This is a genomic window from Vagococcus sp. WN80Y (genome assembly GCF_059621045.1).
Genome location: NZ_JCAQHY010000138.1, coordinates 33,415 through 41,458 on the forward strand (window position 1 = coordinate 33,415; position 8,044 = coordinate 41,458).

The following is an 8,044-nucleotide window of genomic DNA, read 5'->3' on the forward strand; positions in this document are numbered from 1 at the left end:
ATAATCTCCTTTTAGACAGTTTCCTGATTTAATTCATCTTTAAACTGTGTATTAATGATTTTAATATATGTCCCCTTCATTCCTAACGAACGAGACTCAATAATTCCCGCTGATTCCAGCTTACGTAAGGCATTCACAATAACGGAACGGGTGATTCCGATACTATCGGCAATATTAGACGCTGTCAAACGCCCCTCATCGCCTTCAAGCTCTTCGAAGATCGCCTTAACAGCTTTCAGCTCGCTATAAGATAACGTACTGATTGCCATCTGAACTGCCGTAGAACTGCGGATTTCCTCTTCAATACTACGAGAAACTTGATAGAGCATCTGCATCCCAACAACCGTTCCGCCATACTCAGCCAACACCAAGTCTTCTTCAGTGAAGACTTCCTCTAAACGCCCCAAAATAATTGTTCCCAAACGTTCTCCTGCTCCGTAGATTGGCACAATCGTCGATAAAGCATTAGGAAACATCTCGAGTAACTCTACTGGAAAGGCAGTCATCGGATTGGTAATCTCGACATTAGCCTCTGTCATCTGCAACTGTAAGACATTATTTGTGTACACTTTAGGAAATTTCAAGGTTTCCAACATGTTTTTAACGCGATCATTATTAATATCATGAAGCACATTATACCCTAAAACACTGCCGTCTGTATTGATGATATACGTATTTGAATCAAGTGTCGTCCCTAAAACCTTTGCCATCTCATTATACGGAAATGACACTCGATCACTAAAGGTATTTTTTTGCTGCAACATTTGATTAATATCCCGTGTTTTTTCTAACAAACTTGCCATTAATTAACCTCCTATATTTTATAAGATAAAGCGACTTAAATCTTGATCCTTCACAATATGTCCTAATTTTTCATTCACATAATTTTCAGTAATCATAATCTCACCCATTTGCATATCAGGAGATTCAAACAACAAATCCTCAAGCAACTTCTCTAAAATTGTATGCAAACGACGAGCACCAATATTATCCGTCTCGCTATTCACACTATAGGCAATATCTGCAATTCGTTTAATTGCTTCAATCGTAAAGGTTACATCAATGTTTTCAGTGCCTAATAAAGCAATATACTGTTTAATAATCGCATTGGTAGGCTCCGTCAAAATCCGAACAAAATCTTCAGCTGACAAATCATCAAGCTCTACGCGAATTGGAAAACGACCTTGCAACTCAGGAATAAGATCACTAGGCTTACTTAAGTGGAACGCTCCTGAGGCAATAAATAAAATATGATCCGTCTGAATCACGCCATATTTTGTCGTAACCGCTGACCCTTCAACGATCGGTAAAATATCCCGTTGAACGCCTTCTCGTGACACTTCACCAGATTGTTGCGATTTTGAAGTGATTTTATCAAATTCATCAATGAAAATAATGCCATTATTCTCAGCTAACTTAATTGATTCACTATATAAATCACCTTTATTGACTAATTTTTCTGACTCTTCGCGAATCAAAATTTCTCTAGCTTCAGCAACAGTAACAGTTCGTTTAATTTTCTTTTTAGGTGATAAAGCGCCAAGAGTGTCACCTAGATCAATTCCCATCTGCTCCAACCCATTATTCATAGCAGGCATTGCCTTTTTAGGTTCATCCATTTCAATTGTCACTTCACGATTTTCAAGGGTCCCTTTTGCTAATTCATCTGCGATTGTCCGACGATTTGCACGAATAGTGTCTGTCACTTCTTCTTTTTCTTCTTGAGGATTCTGCATCGCATTCATCATCTGTGTCATCATATCAAATTGATTGTTAGTTTTTTTCTGCTCTTTCTTAATGCCTGGCACAAGCAATTTGACTAATCGACTTTCTGCTTGCTTTTTAGCCTGTAAGTAAACGCGACTGTACTGTTCTTTTTCAACAATACTCAAACTGGCTTCAACTAAATCCCGAACCATTGATTCGACATCACGTCCCACATAACCAACCTCGGTAAACTTTGTCGCCTCAACTTTGACGAATGGAGCTTGAATAATTTTTGCCAAACGTCGGGCAATCTCAGTTTTACCAACACCTGTTGGGCCAATCATTAGCATGTTTTTAGGCGTGACTTCTTGCTGCATTTCTTCATCTAGCAACATCCGACGATAACGATTTCGCAAAGCAACCGCCACAGCTTTTTTAGCCATTCCTTGCCCAATAATATAGTCATCTAAATCTTTCACAATTTCTCTTGGTGTTTTATTCATTTGATTCATAATGCGACCCCTCTACAATTCTTCCACAATAATATTGTGGTTAGTAAATACACAAATATCCCCTGCTACATGCAAGGCTTCACGAGCAATATCTCCCGCGGACAACTCATTCTTACCATGCTTCTTCATGGCTCGAGCAGCTGCTAACGCGTAGTTTCCACCAGAACCAATCGCTAAAATCCCATCATCCGGTGCAATAACTTCACCCGTCCCAGAAACGATCAACATTTCTTTGTCGTTCATAACAATTAACATCGCCTCAAGCTTTTGCATCATCTTATCACTGCGCCACTCCATCGCTAATTCCACAGCAGCACGCATTAAATTCCCTTTATATTCACTTAATTTCGCTTCAAACTTGCCCTCTAAATTGAAGGCATCAGCAACGCTTCCAGCAAATCCAACAACCACCTGATCATTGTAGATACGGCGGACTTTTTTCGCCGTTCCCTTCATCACCACTGATTCTCCCATAGTCACCTGACCGTCACCAGCCATAGCGAATTTTCCGTCTTTTTCAACGGCACATATTGTTGTTGAATGAAAAGTTGTATAACCCATTCGAGTACCTCCTAATTATTTATCTATGATTAACTAAACGCCGCGTGCTATGCTCGCGGATGGAAATTACGATAATTCTTTTGAAGACTTTCTTTCGTCACATGTGCGTAAATTTGTGTTGATGACAAACTTACATGGCCCAGTAATTCTTGAACAGTCCGCATATCAGCACCATTATTTAACAAATGCGTTGCAAATGTATGCCGTAGCATATGTGGGTGAATATCTGTCGTCAAACTACTTCTTTTTATGATTTGTTTTAAAATGTACTGAATACCTGTAGCAGTAATTTGCTCACCATGATGATTCACAAAAATGTAAGAATGTTGCTTATGATATTTTTCCATCAGTAGGGTGCGGCCTTTTTCGAAATAAGTTGCTAACGCTTCACCTGCAAAAGAGCCAAAAGGAACATATCGCTCCTTATTTCCCTTACCATGAATTAATAAAACATTCGTCTCAAAATCCACATCCTGTAACTGAATATTCGCACACTCACTAACGCGGATTCCCGTCCCATACAACACCTCAAGTAATGCTTCATCTCGTAAGTTTAGCGGGGATGACCCATGAGCTGCTTCAAACAAGGCTTCAATTTCTTTTTCATAAAAAAAACGAGGCAAGCGTAACTGTCTTTTTCTCATTTGGATATAAGCAAAGGGATTTTCTTCGATAAGCCGTTGCTGTAACAAATACTGATAAAAAGAACGTAAACTAGAAATTTTTCGGCTAACAGAATTACGGCTATAATTTTTATCGTAAAGATACGACAAATAAATCCGAATTTCCTGATGGCCGACAGCTAAATACTGGTCGTCTCCTGTTTCCTTTAAAAATTCAAAAAAATCTTGAATGTCATTTCCATAAGCTTCTTGCGTCTTAATGGAGTAATTTCGCTCTACTACTAAGTAATCAAGAAACTCTTGTAACCAATTCCGCTCCTCCATAACACGTCCCCCACTTTTCTTCACATCGTTAATGTATCACAATGAAAAAATGAATACAATTAAATTGTCAGAATTTAGTCAATTTTTTCAAATTTGGACACACTTTAGTCACAATTTAACGAAAAAAGAATAATCTCTTCCAAAATAAAAAAACTCATTCCAGTTTTCCCAGAAATGAGTTTTTTTATTACGAGTTTTTCAACCACTCGTCTCTTAATACGCCATACTTAATTGAATCATAATAGGTTTGCTTGTAGTAACGAACATTCCGAATTCTACCTTCTAACGTCATACCTAACTTTTCACCTACACGCATCATTCGTTTATTGCCTGACCAAGTAGTAAATCCGACTCGCTGTAGATCGGGCTTTAAGGCAAACAAATAATTGATCCACATTCGCGAAATCTCTGTCCCTAGCCCTTTGTTCCAAGTTATTTTAGGAAACAGACAGAGACCGAATTCCAACCACTTTTCTAACCTACCGTCTTCCCAGTGCCAAGAAATGACGCCTAAAATTTCCTTTTCATTTTCAACAAGCATCTGATTTGGATCTTCCACCCAATTAGGACCAATTTTTTGCATAAATAAATCAAAGCTATAGTCAGGATCATTAAAATAGGGGCCGTTCCACCTCATCCATTCGTGATCTTCTCCGTAGGCAATCAGCCACAAATCAGATAGATCATCTGTCGTAATTCGTCTAATATTGATTCCATTTTCAGTTAACTCTTTCACTCGCTATTGTCCACCTCTTATACGTATTATCTAGCAACTTATAGTAATCTCACTTGTCTTTTTCATAATAATCACCCTTCATATTAGTCAGTCGACTGTCACACAGCGCGTGACATCACTCATTATTTTTAAAGCTTAATTTTTATAATAGTTTGGAGTAAATTGCCACTTTTTAACTTTTTTCTGAATGAAAATACTGGTATCATTAGGTTTCATAAATCTAGCCAACTCCGACACATACTTAATTGCTCTTTTAAAGTGTCACATGCTGCGTGACATGACTCGATATTTTCATAGATTTCTCTCAAACACAATTGCTCATGTATGCGCAATCGATCCAGTAAATGAAAACATTGTTTAACCCAAAACCACATGCTATCAAATTATATTGTTTGGCTAATTGTACCACATAATCACTCTAATAATAGCTTTTTATTCAAATTTCTTGATTAATATTAATTTATAGGTAACTCGGCAATAACCTTAAACCACTCACAATGAAGCTCTGTCTCTGGTGTCAAACAATCATCTAAAAAAGCAAGCTGTTGACTATAATATGGTGTATGAATGGCTTGCCAATTTGCCAGGGTTTCGTCGCCTTCATCTACAGCAAATTGTTGATCTATCTCACAAAATCTGCGGACCTCAACTTTTATCACTTGAAGAAACGCAACTGGTTTCTGCTGCCCATCCACTAATAAATAGCAATCACCAACCTTACTCATACGAAGATGATTACGGAGTGCTCGAATTAATAATGAAGATGTCGCTATCTTTTCTCTTTTTAGTACCCGTTCAGCTAGACTATTCCCCATTTCAAGTGTATTTCCAAATTGTAAAAAAGTAAAATCCAATGGTAATTCCTCTTCACTACGCGTTCTGATTGTCTCCCATACCGATAATCCCCTGTGTTTTTCGATCATTTATCCCTCATTTTTCTCATATTAGAAAATGTCAAAGTAAATTTACCTTGTTTTTCTTATTTTTAAAAATCATCTTCAAAAACGCCAAAACATCTGTAATGATATATCCTAAAAAAAGATAACCAATTTGTAAATATAAATGAAACCTTGTTTCGGCCGGAGTTAAACTGTGATTGCCAATATTTTGAACAGCAAAAAATAGTAAGCTACCCAAAATAAGTAATAAACCAAAAACTCTATTAGTGAATTTCCATATTCGACGACCAAAATAATAAAAACTAACCCCTCTATAACCAAATTTGCATGAGTGATTTGATGCTCTAAAAACAAAATAGATACCACCTAATAACATCAAGAGTACAAGTATATTTATGATCACTAGCATATTATTCCTCCTAAAACACGGTTGCTTTAAAGCCTTAAAGCGTTAGGGTGCAGCCTTACTTAATCCTCTATAATTCCTATTATAGTCAAGAAGTCATCATTATCTTGTCAATTTTTTCTTTTTATTCTGCAAAAATTGAAACTAATAAGTGTTTATTACCTAGTTTATCCTGTTACTTTAAGTTATGCAATAGTGTTTTAACAATCTTATAATGAACCATTAATTGATTACTCAAATTACCTCACATAAAAAAGCCACCGCAAAGGGTGACTTTAAACTCTATACTAATTGAAATGCACTAACTTCATAGTCAGATTCAGAAAAATCACCTAAATAATGACAATTATGCTGATCATAAAATTGTTTCAATTTTTCGTTCCCTGACCAACAATCTAAATAAACGCCTAAATTAGCCGACAAACCTAAAGCATGACAGAAACTTAAAACTTCTCTACCGTATTCCAGCCCTTGAAAATCTGGTAAAACAGCAATCCGAGATAAATACAACGCTTTTTCTTCGATCCTTAAGGTTTCAATCCGCTGCATTGTCCCTATAAAAAAAGTGCCAACAACTGCTTCATCTTCCAAAATAAGATAAACATTGTGCAAACCAATTTCCTTTTCTATACTCGCTTGTGGCCAAGGATAATGCCATTGTCGCACACCTTTTTCTAACAAATCTAAAGTAACTTCATTTAAAATTGACGTCACTTGTCCAATATCTGCAATTTTTGCTAAGGTAATCGCTAGTCCCATGTCCCTCTCCCTTTCCCTAAATCTCACGAGCTCTATATTACCCCAAATGAAACGGTCTGACAAGTGTCATTTTCTGAGGTATAATTAAATTAATTAAGAAGCAAAGGGTGTTTGAATGAACTATTATCGTTTTAAATCAATTAAAGCATATTGCCCAACCTGTTCCCGCAAACTTGATTTACTTTTCCCAGAAGAAAAAAATACAGGCGAAGGATTTTATATCTGCTTTAAGTGTCGCACAATTCATCAATTTGGCGAAGGCTTATTGACTCCCTCTAACAGTTTGAGTGCATTTAAAAATTCGGAACGAAAAGCTGAAATTAATCAAGTTTTGGACACTTTACCAAGTAAATTCAACTATAAAGCCAAAGGAAGTCAGTTACGACTAACAGGTCAAACTTATACTCGACAGTGGCTAAGCATTAGAGAATACCGCATCAATTTTGATAGTGAACCACCATCAGCTAGTCTTGATCTCAGAACGACTTCTGATACTTGTAAGTGGTGCGCCCAGCCTTTGAGTGGCTCAAGACGATCTTTTTGCTCAGACCGTTGCTCCAGAGCGTATACAAAAGCCACCTTCAGAAAACGGACAATTGCGGCTTTACCATACCGAATTGCCTGCAGAGATCACTTTTTCTGTCGGGCAACTGGAGAGGATTTAGCGATTACCAATAAATTTGGCGTAAGAATTCCGGCAAGCAATGGCAAGTTAGATGTCCATCATTTAATTTTTGTCTCCGAATCTGGAACTGATCATGAAAGTAACTTGATTACCCTTAGCAGAGATGTTCATCATGAGTATCATCGAGATGTTCCCTATGCGGTCGAACTGATTGACACTATAAAAAATCAACAGCTAGAATTGCACCAGATCAAAATGATGACTTAATCTGCTTTCCTCGCCAGTATACATATAACTGCGGGAATCGCCCAAGCACCATTCACTAGTAGTGTAGTCAAAGCTAAGCTTGAGCTTGTGGCCGACCCTGTTAGAAAACTGACAACTACAGCCAACAATAATTTAAACAATTGTAAATAATAAGGCCAGACACTGACTCTTTTTCCTTGTACGATTGCTCGATGATTATAAAAAAAGGCCGCTACTGTTATCAATCCAATTATAATCATTAGAAAACTATACCCCTGATAAAGCGGATTATCAAGAACTGCCATAGATCTTTCGAGCGTTTTCATGACAGCAGGATCAGTTACATTTGTCAAAGCAAGATTACTTTGATCAATTGTAGCTGGCGGATTAAAGATCGTCGGCAACTCAGCAATCCCCATTGCACTACCGACTGCTCCAAAAATAAGCAATATCATATTCCAAAGTTGGATTCTCTTCGTCGAATTAGATTGTCTTTCCATTTTATCCCCTTTCACTCAGTAAGTATTAAGAGTTTGGGACGTAAGTCCCAATGAAAAATCCAGATATCAGTCAAATTGATTGGCATCTGGATTATTTTTTTGTACAAAAATAAGAACACCTTTGCTAAAATAAAAGTGACAAAACA

10 protein-coding genes are annotated in these 8,044 nt (G+C 37.1%); 1 reads left to right on the forward strand and 9 read right to left on the reverse strand.

What is annotated here, in order from left to right:
• Positions 1-11: 11 nt before the first annotated feature.
• The 8 genes from codY to AC5KOD_RS08075 all read right to left on the reverse strand — a co-directional run bounded on the left by codY (position 12) and on the right by AC5KOD_RS08075 (position 6,527).
• Positions 12-803, reverse strand: coding sequence for a GTP-sensing pleiotropic transcriptional regulator CodY (gene codY, locus AC5KOD_RS08040; RefSeq protein ID WP_496914030.1), 792 nt, complete (start codon positions 801-803; stop codon positions 12-14).
• Between the two features lie 18 nt (positions 804-821).
• On the reverse strand, positions 822-2,219 hold the full coding sequence (gene hslU / locus AC5KOD_RS08045) for an ATP-dependent protease ATPase subunit HslU (RefSeq protein ID WP_496914031.1): 1,398 nt from the start codon (positions 2,217-2,219) through the stop codon (positions 822-824).
• Between the two features lie 12 nt (positions 2,220-2,231).
• The gene (gene hslV, locus AC5KOD_RS08050; RefSeq protein WP_496914032.1) at positions 2,232-2,780 is read right to left on the reverse strand and encodes an ATP-dependent protease subunit HslV; all 549 of its coding nucleotides are present in this window, start codon (positions 2,778-2,780) and stop codon (positions 2,232-2,234) included.
• Between the two features lie 47 nt (positions 2,781-2,827).
• Positions 2,828-3,727, reverse strand: a complete 900-nt coding sequence (gene xerC / locus AC5KOD_RS08055) for a tyrosine recombinase XerC (RefSeq protein ID WP_496914033.1) — start codon at positions 3,725-3,727, stop codon at positions 2,828-2,830.
• A 187-nt stretch (positions 3,728-3,914) separates the two neighbouring features.
• Complete coding sequence (locus tag AC5KOD_RS08060; protein WP_496914034.1) at positions 3,915-4,463, reverse strand: GNAT family N-acetyltransferase; 549 nt, start codon at positions 4,461-4,463, stop codon at positions 3,915-3,917.
• Between the two features lie 455 nt (positions 4,464-4,918).
• The gene (locus tag AC5KOD_RS08065; RefSeq protein WP_496914035.1) at positions 4,919-5,386 is read right to left on the reverse strand and encodes an ASCH domain-containing protein; all 468 of its coding nucleotides are present in this window, start codon (positions 5,384-5,386) and stop codon (positions 4,919-4,921) included.
• Positions 5,387-5,417: 31 nt separating this feature from the next.
• Positions 5,418-5,771, reverse strand: a complete 354-nt coding sequence (locus AC5KOD_RS08070; RefSeq protein WP_496914036.1) for a hypothetical protein — start codon at positions 5,769-5,771, stop codon at positions 5,418-5,420.
• Between the two features lie 279 nt (positions 5,772-6,050).
• Positions 6,051-6,527, reverse strand: coding sequence for a GNAT family N-acetyltransferase (locus tag AC5KOD_RS08075; protein WP_496914037.1), 477 nt, complete (start codon positions 6,525-6,527; stop codon positions 6,051-6,053).
• Between the two features lie 115 nt (positions 6,528-6,642).
• Between AC5KOD_RS08075 and AC5KOD_RS08080 the strand changes: the two genes are divergently transcribed.
• The gene (locus AC5KOD_RS08080; protein ID WP_496914038.1) at positions 6,643-7,419 is read left to right on the forward strand and encodes an HNH endonuclease; all 777 of its coding nucleotides are present in this window, start codon (positions 6,643-6,645) and stop codon (positions 7,417-7,419) included.
• Here AC5KOD_RS08080 and AC5KOD_RS08085 read toward each other — a convergent pair.
• Entirely contained in the window at positions 7,416-7,898 is a 483-nt protein-coding gene (locus tag AC5KOD_RS08085) for a hypothetical protein (RefSeq protein WP_496914039.1), read from the reverse strand. The genes AC5KOD_RS08080 and AC5KOD_RS08085 overlap by 4 nt on opposite strands.
• Positions 7,899-8,044: the final 146 nt, after the last annotated feature.

Excerpts from the sequence above, each read along its gene's own strand:
- hslV (WP_496914032.1), bottom strand. The coding sequence starts at position 2,780 with ATGGGTTATACAACTTTTCATTCAACAACAATATGTGCCGTTGAAAAA.
- AC5KOD_RS08070 (WP_496914036.1), bottom strand. The coding sequence starts at position 5,771 with ATGCTAGTGATCATAAATATACTTGTACTCTTGATGTTATTAGGTGGT.
- codY (WP_496914030.1), bottom strand. The coding sequence starts at position 803 with ATGGCAAGTTTGTTAGAAAAAACACGGGATATTAATCAAATGTTGCAG.
- AC5KOD_RS08075 (WP_496914037.1), bottom strand. The coding sequence starts at position 6,527 with ATGGGACTAGCGATTACCTTAGCAAAAATTGCAGATATTGGACAAGTG.
- AC5KOD_RS08080 (WP_496914038.1), top strand. The coding sequence starts at position 6,643 with ATGAACTATTATCGTTTTAAATCAATTAAAGCATATTGCCCAACCTGT.
- xerC (WP_496914033.1), bottom strand. The coding sequence starts at position 3,727 with ATGGAGGAGCGGAATTGGTTACAAGAGTTTCTTGATTACTTAGTAGTA.
- AC5KOD_RS08085 (WP_496914039.1), bottom strand. The coding sequence starts at position 7,898 with ATGGAAAGACAATCTAATTCGACGAAGAGAATCCAACTTTGGAATATG.
- hslU (WP_496914031.1), bottom strand. The coding sequence starts at position 2,219 with ATGAATCAAATGAATAAAACACCAAGAGAAATTGTGAAAGATTTAGAT.
- AC5KOD_RS08065 (WP_496914035.1), bottom strand. The coding sequence starts at position 5,386 with ATGATCGAAAAACACAGGGGATTATCGGTATGGGAGACAATCAGAACG.